Here is a 15,849-nt window from a genome sequence, read left to right as displayed (position 1 = left end):
TCTAGCCGCCTTATGTCGCGCGTCGCAGGGAGCGCCATATCGTCGTCGCCGGAGCCCATGCCATGAAACATTCTAGAAGCTCTTACGCCCGCAGCCTGATAGAAGCCAGTTTGGACCCCTTGGTAACGATTAGCGCCGACGGCAAAATCATGGATGTAAACCGAGCTACCGAAAAAGTCACCGGCGTCCCACGAAAAGCCCTGATCGGCAGCGATTTTTCCAATTACTTCACCGAGCCACAGAGAGCCCGAGACGGTTATCAGCTGGCCTTCTCGCAAGGCACGGTAATGGACTACCCGCTAGCAATCTGCCACGCCTCCGGCAAAATCACCGAGGTGCTCTATAACGCGTCGGTATACCGGGACGAGGAAGGCAATGTTGCCGGCCTATTCGCGGCGGCGCGCGACATCACCGCGCTGAAAAAAGCCCAACGGGAACTCGAATCGGCGATCGCCCAAATGCAACTGATTCGGGAAATGACGGACTTGTTGCAGAGCTGCCAGAAAACGGACGAAGCCTACCCGATTATCAAAACGGCGCTGGTCGCACTGTTTCCCAACACCGAAGGCGGGGTTTACATCATGGAACCGCAATCCCGCGCACTGACTCTGGTGGATCAATGGGGCCGGACGGACTTGGAAAAACTGTTCATGCCGAACGATTGCTGGGGCATGCGGCGCGGGCGAATTCATATCGCCGGCGACGGACGCGCCATCAATCCAATTTGCCGGCACGTTAAGCAAACGACCGCCGCTTATATTTGCATTCCGCTACTGGCCCACTCTCACGGATTAGGCCTGATTCACATCGAGTACCACTTAGGCGGTATGGACCCGGAAGAAATTCAGCGCAAATTCTCGATTGCCGAAACCGCGGCCGACAGCGCCCGTCTGGCGCTCGCCAATCTGACCTTGCGCGAGGAATTGCATGCGCTATCGATACGGGATCCGTTGACCGGACTGTTCAATCGCCGTTTTCTAGAAGAAGCAGTGGATCGGGAGCTGGTCCGTATGCACCGAGCCGACCAAACGCTGGCAATCGCCATACTGGACATCGATCACTTCAAGAGGCTGAACGACACTTACGGACACGACACCGGCGACGAGGTATTAAGGCAAGTCGCGCAATTGATGAGTCGCTTCCGGCGCGGCAACGACATCGTCTGCCGATACGGCGGCGAGGAATTCGTCATCGTCATGACCGAAATCGCCGTGGACGCCGCCGTCGAACGCCTGAATTCGCTACGGTCGGCGGTGGAAAGCCTGTCTTACAAAACCGAAACCGGGACCAGAACGAGCGTCACGGCCTCGATCGGTATGTCGCTCTATCCAGAGCACGGCGATAACCGCCTGGATTTGATTACCCGCGCGGATCAGGCCCTGTATCTGGCCAAAAACGGCGGCCGCAACCGGGTTGTCGTCGCGGATTGACGCAAAGTACTCAATGCTCCGCGCCGACGCGCGGCGGGTAGGCAAACGGTTTGGCCAGCGGCTCGCCGACAAAAATGCCTTGACCGGGCTGCGCGACGCTTTTCCAATAAGCCTCGATCAGGCTGCTGCCGCGCAAATAAAAGTACATCAGGACGCCGGGATTGGAAAACTTGGCCGGAAAATTACACGGCTCGACCACCGCGCCGTAACTGCCGGTCGCCCCGGCCCGCAACCATTCCTGAATGTTCATTTGATCGCTGCCCGACATCACGCCGCCCGACGACGTCAAATGATCGGCCACCGCGCCGGGCAAATAGCGGTTATCGGCAATATGCGGCACTTTGGTCAAGCCGGTAAAATAAAACATCACATCCTGCCGACCGGCAATGTAATCCTGTTCCAAATAATACACCGGCCAAAACTGGCTCAAACCCTTGGCGATTTCCGGAAACAAAACGGCCCGCGAGCTGCGCGCCTTATCCGAGGTTTTCAGCAAATAGGCCGCGCCCTTGGGCTGACTGTAGTCGGCGGCGACACCGGTATCGATCAAGCGCTTGGCCTCCTCGAACGTCGCACCGGCCACCGCCATCGTCGGTCGCCAACCGTGCGCCTTAAAAGGACGATCGGTTTCGGACGCGTAATACGGATTCCCACGGGTTTGCTGACAGCCTTTCGCGCAAAACGACGAATCGAAACCGGCCGCCAGCGCGGTCGTAATCGACATACATTCAACCCGGAACGGTTGCAACCAAGTGATCGCATACGCTTGCACGGCTTCCGGCGTCCGCTGGTCCAGCTTTTGTTTCAGCGCCGTGAATTCCTGCTTAGACATGACCGGTCGATTCGGCGCGAAGCTGACATGGATGATCTGATCGGCCGGGATGCGCCGCTTGACCTGATAATATTCGCCAATGCGCCGGCTCAACGGATCGGCGTCGTTTACAATGACCGCCAAATCGGCCGCCTCCAGCGCCGGCGACGGCTGATAGAGCGGCGAAATCGCCGCCAGCCCGGCCCGCGAGCATACGCCGCTCGCCAATAAAGCGATTAACGCCAAGTTGAGGATTCGAAGATAGGACACCGGGGAACTCCAGAAAAGACGACTGCCGACGAGTAAAGCTAAACCGCCAATGTAGTCGGCACTGGCCTAAATGCAACCAGGATTTGTAAAATCCCCAAACCAATGCGCGGGCCACAAGATAGCTGTTTGATCGCTTAGCCGACCGAATAGTTCAGGCCCCACCTTCGGTCAAAATACAATTCATTCGCGGAAAAAATCAGATGGACGCCATAGACAATATCCCCACCGTCGCCCACGTTATCCAACAGGCGGTTGCCCCGGTGTTTCTACTGACCGGTGTCGCCGGCTTGTTGAGTGTCCTAACTAACCGGCTTGGCCGAGCTGTAGACCGGTTTCGAACGCTGTCCAAGCTGGCCGGAGAGGAAGGCGACAAACATTATGCCGAGATGCAAACACTGGCCAGACGCGGCCTCTGGATTCGCTGGGCGATTACGTTGTGCACGGTGTGCGCGCTATTGATTTGCTTATCGATCGTCACGATGTTCCTAGGCGTCCAGGTCACGGTGGATCTGTCGAATTTGGTGTCGACGCTATTCGTCGCGGCGATGCTGGCATTGATTGCCGGATTGTTATGCTTTTTGCGGGAAATTTCACTGGCGACCGGCATTATCGCGCCGCGCCGCCGGCAGCGGCATCTGAATAAATAAACGGACTAATGACCGTTCTCGGTCACAATCACGCCGATGCCGTTTTTCTGCAGCAATTCCTTGATCGTCGATACGCTGGCCGGGTTATCGTAGGGGCCAATCTTGACACGGTGCCAAATGGTTTCGCCGACCTTCGCTTTCTCGACGCGAGATTCTATCCCCAACAAAGCCAGCTTGGCCTTATGCCGCTCCGCTTCCGCCGCCTCTCGAAACGAGCCTGCCTGCATCACGTATTTGGTCGCCTTGGTCTTGCCGACCAACTGCTCGCGCACCCGTGTCTTGATTTCGTAATCGGGGACCACGACTTCGGCCTGCGGCAGGATGGTATAAAACTCGTAACGCGGCTCTTCCGGCTCCGCCGGCGCGGCCGTTTCGGCTTTAGCCTCCTCGGGCTTGGTCTCTTTCGAATCCGCCTTGGCCGGCGTCGGCGATTGCACCGGCAATTCGCGCTTGACGATCTCGGCGGCCGGCGGCGTCGCCAATTCCGGCTTGGCGGCGGTCAGTTCCGGCACCATTTTGCGGATCATATTCAAAAACACCACAAAAGCCGCCACCAAGCCGATCACAACCAACCAACGCCACGGCGCTATCCCTTTTTTCTGGGGGCGCCTGCGGCTATTGGCATAACTGGCCGACTGGACGCGATGTTTGTAATCTCTGGCCATTTACATCGCTTCTGGAGCGTTAATTTTCAGCAAGGTCAAACCATTAACCAGTACCTGCTTGACCGCGCAAATCAAATTCAGGCGGGCATTGCATAAGCGCTCGTCATCGACCAGGAATTGGTGGGCGTTGTAATAAGCGTGGAACTGGTTGGCCAACTCGCGTAGATACTGAATCAATTGGTGCGGTTCATATTGAACGGCGGCCTTTTCCAGCACCTCCGGATACTTAGCCAAGGTGGTCAACAACGCGCTTTCCTGTTCCTCGGTCAGCAAGTTTAGATTGGCCAGGCCCAATTGCGGATCGCGACGGCGGCCTTTCTCGTCCAACTGCCGTAACACGCTGCACACCCTGGCGTGCGCGTATTGCACGTAGTACACCGGATTTTCGTTGGTTTTCGAGGTCGCCAATTTCAGGTCGAAATCCATATGCTGCTCGGACTTACGCATGACGTAGAAAAAGCGGCAGGCATCCCTGCCGACTTCGCCGCGAAGCTGGCGTAGCGTGACGAACTCGCCGGATCGCGTGGACATTTGCACCTTCTCGTCGCCGCGATACAACACCGCGAATTGCACCAGCAGCACTTTCAATTTGGCCTCGTCGGCGCCCAGCGCCTGCATCGCCGCCCTCACCCTCGGAATGTAACCGTGATGGTCGGCACCCCAAATGTTGACGATCCGGTCGAAACCTCGATCCAGCTTATTCATGTGGTAGGCAATATCGGACGCAAAATAGGTGGTCTGCCCGTTATCGCGCACCACCACTCTATCCTTCTCGTCGCCGAGCCGACTGGACGCGAACCAAGTAGCGCCGTCCTGCACGTACAAATACCCGGCGTCTTCCAAGCGCTTCAATGCGGTTTGCACCGACCGGTCGTCCATCAGCGAGCGTTCGGAAAACCAGTTCTGGTAACCAACGCCGAATTCTTCGAGATCGTCCTTGATATCAGCCAGAATCTCATTCAGGCCGGCATCGAATACCGCGCCGTAAGCCTCGGCACCTAACAAACTTTTAGCGCGTTCGATCAGCGCATCGATATGCTTTTCCTTATCGCCGCCTTGCGGCTCGTCGGCGGGCAAATCCGCCAGCACTTGCTCCACTGGCCGACGGTAGGCCTCGCCGGCATTTCGCTGCAGATTCGCCGCGATGTCGCGAACGTATTCGCCGCGATAGCCGTTGCTCGGAAACGTCAAGACTTCGCCTACGGCTTCCAAATAGCGTAGCCAGACGCTGGTGGCCAAAATATCCATCTGTCGGCCGGCATCGTTAACGTAATACTCGCGTTCGACCTCGAAACCGGCCGCTTCGAGCAGATCGGCCACCGCCGAACCGTAGGCGGCTCCCCGTCCGTGCCCGACATGCAAGGGCCCGGTCGGATTGGCGGAAACGAATTCGACCTGTACCCGCTGGCCTGCGCCGATTGTGCTCAAGCCGAAACCGGCGCCGGCGTCCAGAACTTGTTTGACGACTTCGAACTGACTGTCGGGATTAATGAAAAAATTGATGAAGCCGGGGCCTGCGATCTCGACTTTGCTAACCAACGTATCGACAGGCAACGCTGCCACGATTTTCTCGGCCAGAACTCTGGGAGAGGATTTGGCCGGCTTGGCCAACAACATCGCTAGATTGGTCGCGAAATCGCCGTGCTGGGCGTCCTTGGTCCGCTCCAGATTGATTTGAGCTTCAAAATCGCTGTCGAGTATGCCTTCCGCTTTCAGTGCGTTAACGGATTGTTGTAACAGAGATTCCAGCGTTTGTTTCATTGCGTCGGTCGATGCGGATTCGTCGAAAAATGTTCGCCATTATCCACGAAAACCCTAGCGAAGGCTAGAACGCTCGCCGAACAGCGCCGTGCCGATCCGCACCAACGTCGAGCCTTCGGCGACCGCGGCCCGCAAATCGCCACTCATGCCGTAAGACAAGGTATCCAACCCAGGCAGATTCAACGCCTGAACCGCCGAGCAAAGCGAGCGGTAAGGCTGGCATTGCGCGGCATAGTCGGATTGCGGCTCGGGTATGGCCATCACGCCGCGCAACCTCAACCGGGGCAACTTCGCCACTTGTTCGACCAACGCCGGCAGCTCGGCCAGCGCCACACCGGATTTACTGGCTTCACCGCTGATGTTGACTTGCAAGCAAACATTCAACGGCGGCAGATAATCCGGGCGCTGCTCGCTGAGCCGCTCGGCGATTTTCAGTCGATCGACGCTATGCACCCAGGCGAAATGCTGGGCGATCGGCTTGGTTTTATTGGATTGAATCGGCCCGATGAAATGCCAGGAGATCGCAAACGCCGACAATGCCTGCTGCTTTATCAAAGCCTCCTGTAGGTAATTTTCGCCGAAATGGCGCTGCCCCCAACGATAGGCGGCGGCCACGTCGGCGGCGGGTTTGGTTTTACTGACTGCCAACAAACGCACGCATCCGGTCGCCCGGCCGACGGCGATCTCGGCGGCGCGCAATTCGGCGGTCACCGCCGCGAAACGCTCTGCTATCGTCGTCATGACGACTCATCGCTCCGCTTACCCACGAACAAACGGGAAAACAACAAGCCGGACTCGAACAGCATCCACATCGGCACGGCCAACAAGGTTTGCGACAAAGCATCCGGCGGCGTCAAAAACATCGCAACCACAAACACACCGACGATGACGTAAGGACGCTTTTCGGCCAAACTTTCCGGCGAAACGATGCCGGCCCAAACCAGTACGATCGTAAAAATCGGCACCTCGAAGCAAACTCCGAACGCAAAAAACATCCCCAATACGAAATCGAGATAGGTGGCGATGTCGGTCATCACCGCGACCCCGGCCGGCGCGGTCGCGGTCAAATAACCGAACACCAACGGAAACACCAGAAAATACGCAAATGCCGCGCCGCCGTAAAACAACAAGGTACTGGCAACCAATAACGGCAATACCATCAGCTTTTCATGACGGTATAAACCCGGCGCGACGAAGCCCCAAAACTGATAGAGAATAAACGGAATGGCGGCGAACACCGCGACGACGAAGGCCAGCTTGAACGGCGTGAAAAACGGCGAAGCGACGTCGATAGCGATCATCGAGCTGTTTTTAGGCATGTGCGCCAACAGCGGCTCCGCCAAATAGGCGTAAATCTCGTTGGCATAGCTGGCGGTACCGATGAACACCAACAGTACGCACAACACCACCTTAAGCAGGCGGTCGCGCAATTCGACGAGATGACTGAAAAAAGATTGTTCGCTATCCTGCGGATTTGGGCGGGTCATTGGGCTGATCGGTCTCGGTCGGCGCCTGCAAGCTAAAGTTGATGTCGTCCACGGCGGACTGGGTGTCTCTCAAGGCCTGTTGCAATTCGTCGGCTCCGATTCGCTGTTGCAACAATTGCCGCATTTCCTCGGCCTGCAATTCCTGTTTGATTTCGGCCTTGGCGGTCGAAATGATGCCGCGCGCCTTACCCACCCATAAACCCGCAATGCGCGCGGCCTTAGGCAGCTTTTCGGGCCCCAGCACCAGCAGGGCCACTAGCCCTATCATCAGCAACTCGGAAAAACCGACTTCGAACATGGCTTAGACCTGATCTTTTTCTTTATGAGTCACTTCGCCTTCCAGGGTTTCGCCATTTTCCTTGGCTAACGACTTATCGGATTCACCTCCTTCCTTGACCGCCGAACGAAAACCCTTGATCGCCTCGCCCAGATCGGCACCGACGTTTTTTAAGCGCTTGGTACCGAAGACCAGAACCACGATCACCAACACCACTAACAAATGCGGAATACTGAAGCCCATGACTCGCTCCTAATTAATTCGTTTGGGAAGATTGACGCTGCGCTTTTTCTTGAAGTCCGGACAAGCCGAAACGCCGGCGCAACTCGTTCAACACGGCATCCGGGCCCAGCCCTTGATGCGCCAGCAACACCATGCTGTGAAACCAGAGGTCGGCGACTTCGTAGACAATCTTTTCCGGATCGCCGTCTTTAGCGGCCATGACCGTCTCGGTGGCCTCCTCGCCGATCTTTTTTAGGATTTGATCCAGACCTTTGGCGTAAAGACCCGCCACATAAGACTGATCGGCGGATTGTTGCTTGCGCTGTTCGAGAACTTCGGCAAGTTGGTGCAGAACGTCGCTCATTCAACCAGGGACAATGGTTAATAAAGTCAAAATCATAACACGACCGCCGCAAAAACCGACGGGCAAAAAAAACCTCCCAGCGCTTGCGCGGTGGAAGGCAAAAAACCAAGCGGAGTACTTAAGAAGGAGGTTACCGCTCGTTATTACAACACCAGGAGGTAGTTACAAATTCGGGATCAGCCGTTGGACTGAGCTTTGGACATATTGCTAAACATCGACGTCGCCGCAAACAGAACCGTCGAGACCAAAAACAAACCGGACATAAAGTTCCAAATCCCGGCAAAAAACAAAGTACCGATCAGAATATCTTTTTTCATGTCTTGCATCGCTTTCATCTCCTCTCAACCTTGCCCTTGACAAGATTCCATCTGTTTGCTTTTCAGTTGCCGCATACTATACAGTACAAAAAAAAGTTTACAATTCGGAATTTATTAAATAAATTGTATCCATTAGAGAAACAATTAGCGTATTAGCACGCCTATCCCCCCAGACGACCAAGGAGGTTTCGATGGATAAACTGACCAGCATGAATGTGTTTGTACGCGTCGCCAAAGCCGGTAGCTTTGCCGGCGCCGCCAAGGACTTGGACATTTCCAGGGCGATGGCCACCAAACACATCATGCAGCTCGAAAGCGAATTGAACACCCGCTTGTTCAACCGCACCACCCGCAGCCTAAGTCTAACCGAGGCCGGCGAAGCCTATTTGGAACGCTGTCAGCAGGTGCTGTTGGACGTCGCCGAGATGGAGTCGGCGGTCACCCATTTACAAACCGAACCGCGCGGCATGTTGAAAATCCTGGCGCCGCCGGTCATTGGCGCCAGCCACATTTCGCCCGGACTGACCGAGTATCTGAAAAACTATCCGGACCTGTCGGTCGATATGGTGCTAAAAGGCGGCCAGGTAGACCTGATCGACGAAGGCGTCGATTTGGCGATTTACCTGGGCCAACTTAACGACACCAGCTTGGTCGCCCGCAAAATCGCCACCTCGTCGCTGGTGGTTTGCGCTTCGCCGGAATATCTGAAGCTGCACGGCACTCCTCAAGACCCGGAAGACCTGGAGGATCATAGCTGCTTGATCAACTGGGCGATTCCACCACGCAATAAATGGCGTTTCAAAGGCATTCTCGGCGAACGGACAGTGACCGTGACCGGCCGGATGCAGGCCAATATGGCCGACCCGATCCGCAATGCCGCCGTCAACGGCCTTGGCCTGATCATGCTGCCGCGCTACATCGTCGGCCGCGACATCGAACAAGGTCGCTTGCAAGTGGTGATGGAACAATACGGCATCACCCCGCTGGAAATTTACGCGGTTTATCCGCACCGCAAATATTTGTCGGCCAAGGTACGATCTTTTCTGGACTTTATCCAAGCTTGGCTGCCGCATCGCATCGGCATGGATCCGCCGTGAACGACCTGCAAGCAAAATGGGACGCGATCTATCAAGCCGCCCACCAACCAGGACCGCCGACCGAAGTGCTGGCTGAACACCCCTTCCTGTTACCGGCCGAGGGCTCTGCGCTGGATCTGGCTTGCGGATTAGGCGGAAATGCTTTGTTTTTAGCCCAGCAAGGCCTGCGCGTCCAAGCCTGGGACATCTCCGCGCGCGCACTGGAAATACTAGCCTCCCACGCCAAGCTAAGATCGCTCGACATCACCTGCCGGCAACACCGTATCGAAGCCGACAGCTTGCGCAATCAGCTATTCGATGTAATTGTCATCAGTCGTTTTCTTGACCGCACCCTGTGTAATGCGATAATGACGGCCTTGAAGCCCGAAGGCTTGTTGTTTTATCAAACCTTTATCCGCGACAAACCGGAACCGATCGGCCCCAGCAACCCCGCTTTCCTGCTGAACCGCAACGAATTGTTACAACTGTTTGCCCCGCTGACGCCGGTATATTACCGGGAATACGCCCGCACCGGCGACTTGCGGCGCGGACCACGCAACGAAGCGGCCTTCATCGGACAGAATACCAACCTTGACTCGACACCATGATAGACAATCTCGACCCCAAACAAGCCTGGGCCTTACTGCAGAACAACCCATCCGCGGTACTGATCGACGTTAGAACCGCGATCGAACACGGTTTCGTCGGCCATCCTCCCAAAGCGATACACATCGCCTGGAAGGAATTCCCCGGCATGCAACTCAACCCGACCTTCGTGGAGCAGGTGCAACAACACGCCCCGGACCCATCGGCGCCGATTTTGTTGTTATGCCGCAGTGGCGTCCGCTCGGTCGAAGCCGCCAAAGCTCTGGAAGCGGCCGGCTACCGGCATTTGGTCAACATCCTGGAAGGCTTCGAAGGCCCGCTGGACGAGCAAAAACACCGCGGAAAACTCGGCGGCTGGCGTTTCCACGGCCTGCCCTGGGAACAAAGCTAAGCCGTCGCAAGTATTTTTCAGTATCGAGGCAAGCGCCTCTACCTACATCGATTTCCCTATTCTCTAAAAATCCGACAATCCTGTGATAGAAAAACTTAGAAACATCGCCATCATCGCTCACGTTGACCATGGCAAAACCACTCTCGTCGATCAATTGCTGCAACAATCCGGCACCTTCGACGCCCACGAAAAAGTCGACGAACGCGTGATGGACTCCAACGCGCTGGAAAAAGAACGCGGAATCACCATTCTGGCGAAGAATACCGCGATCGACTGGAACGGCTATCACATCAACATCGTCGACACACCGGGCCACGCCGATTTCGGCGGCGAAGTGGAGCGGGTGCTGTCCATGGTCGATTGCGTATTGTTGCTGGTCGACGCCGTGGACGGCCCTATGCCGCAAACCCGCTTCGTGACTCAGAAAGCCTTCGCCCTGGGCTTGAAACCCATCGTCGTCATCAACAAAGTCGACCGCCCCGGCGCCCGCCCGGACTGGGTCATCGACCAAACTTTCGATTTGTTCGACCGGCTCGGCGCCACCGACGAACAATTGGATTTCCCGATCGTCTATGCCTCGGCGCTGAAAGGTTACGCGGGTCTGGAACTGGAAAGCACCGTCGAGGGCGGTGACATGACCCCGCTGTTCCAAACCATCGTCGACAAGGTGAGTCCGCCGCCGGTCAATATCGACGGCCCGTTCCAAATGCAAGTCATCAGCCTGGACTACAACAGCTATGTTGGCGTGATCGGCATTGGCCGCATCCAGCGCGGCAGCGTCAAAACCAACCAACCGCTGACCTTGATCAACCGAGAAGGCGCCACCCGCAACGGCCGAATGCTGCAAATCTTCGGTTTCAAGGGGCTGGAACGTATCGAAGTGCCGCAAGCGCAAGCCGGCGACATCATCGCGTTCACCGGTATCGATAAACTGGAAATTTCAGACACGTTATGTCAGCAGGACGCGGTCGAAGCCTTGCCGCCGCTGAAAGTCGACGAACCGACCGTCAGCATGACGTTCCAGGTCAACAACTCGCCGTTCGCCGGCAAGGAAGGCAAATTCGTCACGTCGCGGCAAATACGCGATCGGTTGCACAAGGAATTGCAGCACAACGTCGCATTGCGCGTCGAGGACACCAGCGATCCGGACAAATTTAAAGTGTCCGGCCGAGGCGAATTGCATTTGTCGATTTTGATCGAAAACATGCGTCGCGAAGGCTTCGAATTAGGCGTGTCGCGTCCTGAAGTGATTTTCAAGGAAGAAGACGGCGTCACCACCGAACCGTTCGAAATGGTCACCATCGAAGTGGAAGACGAACATCAGGGCGCGATCATGGAAAAACTCGGCGAGCGCAAGGGCGATTTGCTGAACATGGTCCCGGACGGCAAGGGCCGTATCCGCCTGGAATATATGGTACCGTCGCGCGGCCTGATCGGTTTCCAGACCGAGTTCATGACCGCCACCTCCGGCTCCGGCTTGTTCTACCATGTCTTCGACCATTACGGCCCGGTCAAACCCGGCACCTTCGGTGTGCGCAAGCGCGGCGTATTGGTCTCGATGGTTCAAGGCAAGGCTTTGGCCTACGCGCTGTTCGCCCTTCAAGAACGCGGCGAATTGTTCATCGTGCATGCCGACGAAGTCTACGAAGGCATGCTGGTTGGCATTCATTCGCGCGCCAACGATTTGGTTGTGAACCCGACCAAGGCCAAACAGCTCACCAACATCCGCGCGGCCGGCACCGACGAAAACCTGATCCTGACCCGCATCCAAAAAATGACGCTGGAACAGGCCTTGGAATTCATCGACGAGGACGAACTGGTCGAAGTCACGCCGCAATCGATACGCCTGCGTAAAAAGCTGCTATCCGAGAACGACCGCAAACGCGCCTCGCGTTCAGCCGAATAAGCCAGCACGCGCAAACCTGAAAATCGCCGGTTTCTCACTTCGAGGCCGGCGATCTGATCGAGTGGTCCGGAACCCCGCTATTGCCGGACCGGCGAATCCACGACCCGCCACGCCGTCTTGCCGCACCCAGTCAATCCAGCCAAACAGCATCATCGACAAAGATCGGCACGCGCCAACCGGTGCCGCACGCGTTGAACCTCGGTTTATTGCAGCACAAACTTCAAACCGATCACGAGCAACAAGGTCGCCAGGGCCGGACGGAGAAATTGCTCCGGAATCTTCGCGCTCAAGTGGCTACCCAGCCAGATACCCGGCAGAGAACCCGCCAACAAGCTCAACAGCAATTGCAAATCGAAGTTTCCGAGACTCAAGTGCCCAAGCCCAGCCACTGCGGTCAATGGAATCGCATGGGCCAGATCGGTGCCGACAATTTTCAGCGTGGTCATTCTCGGATATAGAAATAGCAGCGCGACGGTACCCAGCGCACCGGCTCCCACCGACGACAGGGTCACCAACACGCCCAATATCGCGCCGGTCAACACCGTTGCAAATCGCTCCCAACTCGGCGAAAACCGGCCACTGTTATCCTGATTGCTATGCTCGTCGTCGATTTCTTCTTTCGCCGAATGACGTAGCATCCAGCTACGAACCAGCAACGCGCAGGCCGTCAGCAACAAAGCCACGCCCAACGTGAAAGTAATCATACCGGTGGTTTCCTTACCGACCGCCATCAGATTTTTCAGCACGTAAAGCGTCATACCCGCGAACGGCAAGCTACCCAGCGCGAGCCAACCGACGATGCGCCAATCCACGGACTTGTGCTTGCCGTGATGAACAAAAACGCCGGCGGTTTTGGTAATCGCCGCGTATAACAGATCGGTACCGACCGCGACGGCTGGTTTGAAACCGAAAAGGAACACCAACAACGGCGTCATCAAAGAGCCGCCGCCGACGCCGGTCACGCCCACCAGCAAACCGACTACAAAACCCGACAGCGTATACATTAAATTCATAATTTCCGGCCTTCTATTTCGTTAATTCAGATAAGCGCGGACATTATGCCAGCGTTACCGGTCGGCATTTTAATGATAAAAATGAATACTATTATGCCTTTTTCAGATACAAAAGCCCGCAGCCTCGATTGCCACCATCACTGTGGCAATCCAGCCAAGTCGCCGGCGGCCCCTCAAGGTCGCACGCTCCACCTTTTAGAACCGCGAGCGCGGTACTTAGCGGAATAGCGATTTCCGGTAAAGATATAAATGCACGCCTAAATTGGCGACGAACAGGTAGCCCGTCGCCGCATGCCAGTGCCGCCAGCGTTTTCGGCGCACCGCAGTAAGTGCCAGCGAGGCCGCCAGACTCCCCAACATGGCGATTTTGTTGTAACGGTTAATGCGCTTCTTGGTCAACAGCGGCGGCGTTAACGCGTCGCCCAAGACATTGTCGACGGCGGCATCGAGTTTGGCTTCCAGCTCTGCCATCGGTGTATCCCCGGGATCGAAACTCACGACGACACTGCCGGTGCGTGGATTGGCTTGCCATTGGGTAATCGCCGTGATGTTTGCCAACTCCCGGCTAAGTTGAGTTTGTCGAGCCGGGTCCCGCAAGCCTTTGTCGCGTATTCTGATTCGCCCAGGCAACGAAGATACAATTCTGCTCATGCAATCCGTTTATCATTGAAAATTGAAAGGATCGCCGCACACGGAGATGCGACGACTAATCGCTCGCTTCCGGCATTTCGACTCGAAACCAGGCGGCATATAGGGCTGGCAAAAACAACAGGGTCAGCAACGTGGCGACGGTCAGCCCCCCCATGATGGCGACCGCCATGGGGCCGAAAAACGCGCTGCGCGTCAGCGGAATCATCGCCAATATCGCCGCTGCGGCCGTCAGCACGATAGGGCGAAAACGCCGCACCGTGGAATCGACGATGGCATCGAAATCGGCGCGGCCGGCCGCTTTATCCTGATCGATTTGATCGACCAGGATTACCGAATTACGCATGATCATGCCCGACAACGCGATCGTGCCCAACATCGCCACAAAGCCGAACGGCTGATGAAACAGCAACAAGAACAGTGTCACGCCTATCATGCCAAGCGGCGCGGTCAATACGACCAACGCGACTCGGGAAAAACTTTGCAACTGAATCATCAACACCGTCAAGACGCTGATGACGAACAGCGGCATACCGGCAGCCACCGACTCGCCGCCTTTCGCCGACTCCTCGACCGCGCCGCCGGTTTCCAAGCGATACCCGACCGGCAGCTTACGTTTGAATTCGGCCAGATCGGCCTCGATCCGGGCCGAAACCATCGGCGCCTGGATGTCGCCGTACAGATTCGCCCGCACCGTCACGGTCGGAATCCGATTCCGGCGCCAGATCACGCCCTCCTCAAAGCCGTATTCCAAAATCGCGATTTGCGACAACGGCACGCTATGCCCGCTCCTGGTAGGCAACATCAGATGCTGCAATAGCGACAAATGCTGGCGCTCAACCTTGGTGCCGCGAATCAGCAAATCGATGCGCTCGATGTCCTCGCGAAACTCGGTGACGTACAATCCCTGCAAAGCGCCGTTGATCAGATTGGCGATGTCGTTGGAGCCAATGCCGAGCAGACGAGCCTTGGATTGATCGACGTCGACCCTGACGACTTTGACCGGTTCCTCCCAGTCCAATTGCACATTGGACAAATAAGGGGTGGCGCGCATCGTATCGGCCACCTGTCGAGCCAGACGGCGCAATTCGCTCAAATCCGGTCCGGATACCCGAAACTGCACCGGAAAACCGACCGGCGGGCCGTTTTCCAAACGCAGCACGCTGCCCCGCAAATTGGGGAAATCCTGTTCGAACAATTGAATCAAGCGAAGCCGCAGCGCCTCGCGTTCCGTGGGTCCCTGAGTCAAAACCACGAATTGGGCAAAATTGCGCTGCGGTAACTGTTGATCCAACGGCAGATAAAAGCGCGGACTGCCGTTGCCCACATAGGCCACGTAGTTTTCGATGCCGGATTGCCGGCTCAACCAATCTTCCAGTTTTTTCACCTCGGCTTCGGTCGCCGCGTAAGATACGCCTTCGGCCAAACGTAGATCCACGACGAGTTCGGGCCGGGTCGAATCCGGAAAAAATTGTTGTTGCACGAATTTAAAACCGACGATCGCCCCGACGAACATTGCCAACGTAATCGTAATCACCAACCAACGATGCGAGACGCAGCCGGCCACCAACCCGCGAAACCGGCGATAAAAAGGCGTCTGGTACAAATCGTCGTGACCGGTCGCCTCGCTGCCGATTCCCGCGCGCGCCAACCAGCGGGCAAACACCGACGGTCGGGCGTGGCGATCTCGGTAATTCGGCAGTAGCCGAAATCCCAAATAAGGCACAAACACCACCGCAGCGACCCAAGACACCAACAACGCAATCACCACCACCTGGAAAATCGAGCGGGTGTATTCGCCGGTCGAAGATTCGGCGGTGGCGATCGGCAAAAAACCGGCGGCGGTGACCAAGGTACCGCTGAGCATCGGCATCGCGGTCGAGGTATAGGCAAAGGCCGCCGCCCTGGTACGCTCCCAGCCCTGCTCCATTTTCGAAGCCATCATTTCGACCGCGATG

The 15,849-nt window shown here is 56.5% G+C and carries 18 protein-coding genes; 6 read left to right on the top strand and 12 right to left on the bottom strand.

Features of this window, described 5'->3' with window-relative positions; all coding sequences use genetic code 11:
• Positions 1-62: 62 nt before the first annotated feature.
• Positions 63-1,430, top strand: a complete 1,368-nt coding sequence (locus A1355_RS13705) for a diguanylate cyclase (protein WP_064029048.1) — start codon at positions 63-65, stop codon at positions 1,428-1,430.
• Positions 1,431-1,440: 10 nt separating this feature from the next.
• Here A1355_RS13705 and A1355_RS13700 read toward each other — a convergent pair whose 3' ends face one another.
• Positions 1,441-2,511, bottom strand: a complete 1,071-nt coding sequence (locus A1355_RS13700; protein WP_082885541.1) for a TIGR03790 family protein — start codon at positions 2,509-2,511, stop codon at positions 1,441-1,443.
• A 200-nt stretch (positions 2,512-2,711) separates the two neighbouring features.
• On the opposite strand from A1355_RS13700, the gene A1355_RS13695 reads away from it, so the two are divergent.
• Positions 2,712-3,158, top strand: coding sequence for a DUF2721 domain-containing protein (locus A1355_RS13695; protein WP_064029046.1), 447 nt, complete (start codon positions 2,712-2,714; stop codon positions 3,156-3,158).
• A 5-nt stretch (positions 3,159-3,163) separates the two neighbouring features.
• Here the strand turns inward: A1355_RS13695 and A1355_RS13690 are convergent, their stop codons facing one another.
• From A1355_RS13690 to A1355_RS25735, 8 genes are all read right to left on the bottom strand, one after another.
• Entirely contained in the window at positions 3,164-3,823 is a 660-nt protein-coding gene (locus A1355_RS13690; protein WP_064029044.1) for an SPOR domain-containing protein, read from the bottom strand.
• Complete coding sequence (gene argS, locus A1355_RS13685) at positions 3,824-5,584, bottom strand: arginine--tRNA ligase (protein WP_064029041.1); 1,761 nt, start codon at positions 5,582-5,584, stop codon at positions 3,824-3,826. It lies immediately after the preceding gene.
• A gap of 54 nt (positions 5,585-5,638) precedes the next feature.
• A complete protein-coding gene (locus A1355_RS13680; protein WP_064029040.1) occupies positions 5,639-6,325 on the bottom strand; it encodes a YggS family pyridoxal phosphate-dependent enzyme in 687 nt (228 codons plus the stop codon).
• On the bottom strand, positions 6,322-7,071 hold the full coding sequence (tatC, locus tag A1355_RS13675; RefSeq protein WP_064029038.1) for a twin-arginine translocase subunit TatC: 750 nt from the start codon (positions 7,069-7,071) through the stop codon (positions 6,322-6,324). Before tatC ends, A1355_RS13680 begins: the two co-directional genes overlap by 4 nt.
• The gene (tatB, locus tag A1355_RS13670; RefSeq protein ID WP_064029036.1) at positions 7,046-7,369 is read right to left on the bottom strand and encodes a Sec-independent protein translocase protein TatB; all 324 of its coding nucleotides are present in this window, start codon (positions 7,367-7,369) and stop codon (positions 7,046-7,048) included. Before tatB ends, tatC begins: the two co-directional genes overlap by 26 nt.
• A gap of 3 nt (positions 7,370-7,372) precedes the next feature.
• Positions 7,373-7,591, bottom strand: coding sequence for a Sec-independent protein translocase subunit TatA (tatA, locus tag A1355_RS13665; protein ID WP_064029034.1), 219 nt, complete (start codon positions 7,589-7,591; stop codon positions 7,373-7,375).
• Positions 7,592-7,604: 13 nt separating this feature from the next.
• A complete protein-coding gene (locus A1355_RS13660; RefSeq protein WP_064029032.1) occupies positions 7,605-7,934 on the bottom strand; it encodes a phosphoribosyl-ATP diphosphatase in 330 nt (109 codons plus the stop codon).
• A gap of 176 nt (positions 7,935-8,110) precedes the next feature.
• A complete protein-coding gene (locus tag A1355_RS25735; protein ID WP_168030132.1) occupies positions 8,111-8,260 on the bottom strand; it encodes a hypothetical protein in 150 nt (49 codons plus the stop codon).
• Positions 8,261-8,442: 182 nt separating this feature from the next.
• Here A1355_RS25735 and A1355_RS13655 point away from each other — a divergent pair, with 182 nt between their 5' ends.
• The 4 genes from A1355_RS13655 to typA all read left to right on the top strand — a co-directional run bounded on the left by A1355_RS13655 (position 8,443) and on the right by typA (position 12,230).
• Positions 8,443-9,348 carry a LysR family transcriptional regulator gene (locus tag A1355_RS13655; RefSeq protein ID WP_064029030.1) on the top strand — a complete coding sequence of 302 codons (906 nt, stop codon included), beginning with the start codon at positions 8,443-8,445 and terminating at the stop codon, positions 9,346-9,348.
• A complete protein-coding gene (locus tag A1355_RS13650; protein WP_064029028.1) occupies positions 9,345-9,935 on the top strand; it encodes a class I SAM-dependent methyltransferase in 591 nt (196 codons plus the stop codon). The genes A1355_RS13655 and A1355_RS13650 overlap by 4 nt, the downstream gene beginning before the upstream one ends.
• A complete protein-coding gene (locus tag A1355_RS13645; protein WP_064029026.1) occupies positions 9,932-10,324 on the top strand; it encodes a rhodanese-like domain-containing protein in 393 nt (130 codons plus the stop codon). The genes A1355_RS13650 and A1355_RS13645 overlap by 4 nt, the downstream gene beginning before the upstream one ends.
• Before the next feature lie 82 nt (positions 10,325-10,406).
• Positions 10,407-12,230: a translational GTPase TypA gene (gene typA / locus A1355_RS13640; protein WP_064029024.1), complete on the top strand. Its 1,824-nt coding sequence runs from the start codon at positions 10,407-10,409 to the stop codon at positions 12,228-12,230.
• A gap of 203 nt (positions 12,231-12,433) precedes the next feature.
• Here typA and A1355_RS13635 read toward each other — a convergent pair whose 3' ends face one another.
• From A1355_RS13635 to A1355_RS13625, 3 genes are all read right to left on the bottom strand, one after another.
• Positions 12,434-13,243 (bottom strand): sulfite exporter TauE/SafE family protein, encoded by an 810-nt coding sequence (locus A1355_RS13635; protein WP_064029022.1) that lies wholly within the window; start codon positions 13,241-13,243, stop codon positions 12,434-12,436.
• Positions 13,244-13,459: 216 nt separating this feature from the next.
• Positions 13,460-13,894 carry an HMA2 domain-containing protein gene (locus A1355_RS13630; RefSeq protein WP_064029020.1) on the bottom strand — a complete coding sequence of 145 codons (435 nt, stop codon included), beginning with the start codon at positions 13,892-13,894 and terminating at the stop codon, positions 13,460-13,462.
• Between the two features lie 55 nt (positions 13,895-13,949).
• Positions 13,950-15,849 (bottom strand): efflux RND transporter permease subunit (locus A1355_RS13625; protein ID WP_197471808.1); only part of this gene is annotated, 1,900 nt, incomplete at its 5' end.

This window comes from Methylomonas koyamae, from assembly GCF_001644025.1.
GTDB lineage: Bacteria > Pseudomonadota > Gammaproteobacteria > Methylococcales > Methylomonadaceae > Methylomonas > Methylomonas koyamae_A.
Note: the sequence above shows the minus strand (reverse complement) of the source record. Positions and strands in the feature narration are given on the sequence as shown.

What these genes read in the sequence shown, in the direction of transcription:
- A1355_RS13705 (WP_064029048.1), top strand. Translation starts at nt 63, where the DNA reads ATGAAACATTCTAGAAGCTCTTACGCCCGCAGCCTGATAGAAGCCAGT.
- A1355_RS13695 (WP_064029046.1), top strand. Translation starts at nt 2,712, where the DNA reads ATGGACGCCATAGACAATATCCCCACCGTCGCCCACGTTATCCAACAG.
- A1355_RS13690 (WP_064029044.1), bottom strand. Translation starts at nt 3,823, where the DNA reads ATGGCCAGAGATTACAAACATCGCGTCCAGTCGGCCAGTTATGCCAAT.
- argS (WP_064029041.1), bottom strand. Translation starts at nt 5,584, where the DNA reads ATGAAACAAACGCTGGAATCTCTGTTACAACAATCCGTTAACGCACTG.
- A1355_RS13680 (WP_064029040.1), bottom strand. Translation starts at nt 6,325, where the DNA reads ATGACGACGATAGCAGAGCGTTTCGCGGCGGTGACCGCCGAATTGCGC.
- tatC (WP_064029038.1), bottom strand. Translation starts at nt 7,071, where the DNA reads ATGACCCGCCCAAATCCGCAGGATAGCGAACAATCTTTTTTCAGTCAT.
- tatB (WP_064029036.1), bottom strand. Translation starts at nt 7,369, where the DNA reads ATGTTCGAAGTCGGTTTTTCCGAGTTGCTGATGATAGGGCTAGTGGCC.
- tatA (WP_064029034.1), bottom strand. Translation starts at nt 7,591, where the DNA reads ATGGGCTTCAGTATTCCGCATTTGTTAGTGGTGTTGGTGATCGTGGTT.
- A1355_RS13660 (WP_064029032.1), bottom strand. Translation starts at nt 7,934, where the DNA reads ATGAGCGACGTTCTGCACCAACTTGCCGAAGTTCTCGAACAGCGCAAG.
- A1355_RS25735 (WP_168030132.1), bottom strand. Translation starts at nt 8,260, where the DNA reads ATGCAAGACATGAAAAAAGATATTCTGATCGGTACTTTGTTTTTTGCC.
- A1355_RS13655 (WP_064029030.1), top strand. Translation starts at nt 8,443, where the DNA reads ATGGATAAACTGACCAGCATGAATGTGTTTGTACGCGTCGCCAAAGCC.
- A1355_RS13645 (WP_064029026.1), top strand. Translation starts at nt 9,932, where the DNA reads ATGATAGACAATCTCGACCCCAAACAAGCCTGGGCCTTACTGCAGAAC.
- A1355_RS13635 (WP_064029022.1), bottom strand. Translation starts at nt 13,243, where the DNA reads ATGAATTTAATGTATACGCTGTCGGGTTTTGTAGTCGGTTTGCTGGTG.
- A1355_RS13630 (WP_064029020.1), bottom strand. Translation starts at nt 13,894, where the DNA reads ATGAGCAGAATTGTATCTTCGTTGCCTGGGCGAATCAGAATACGCGAC.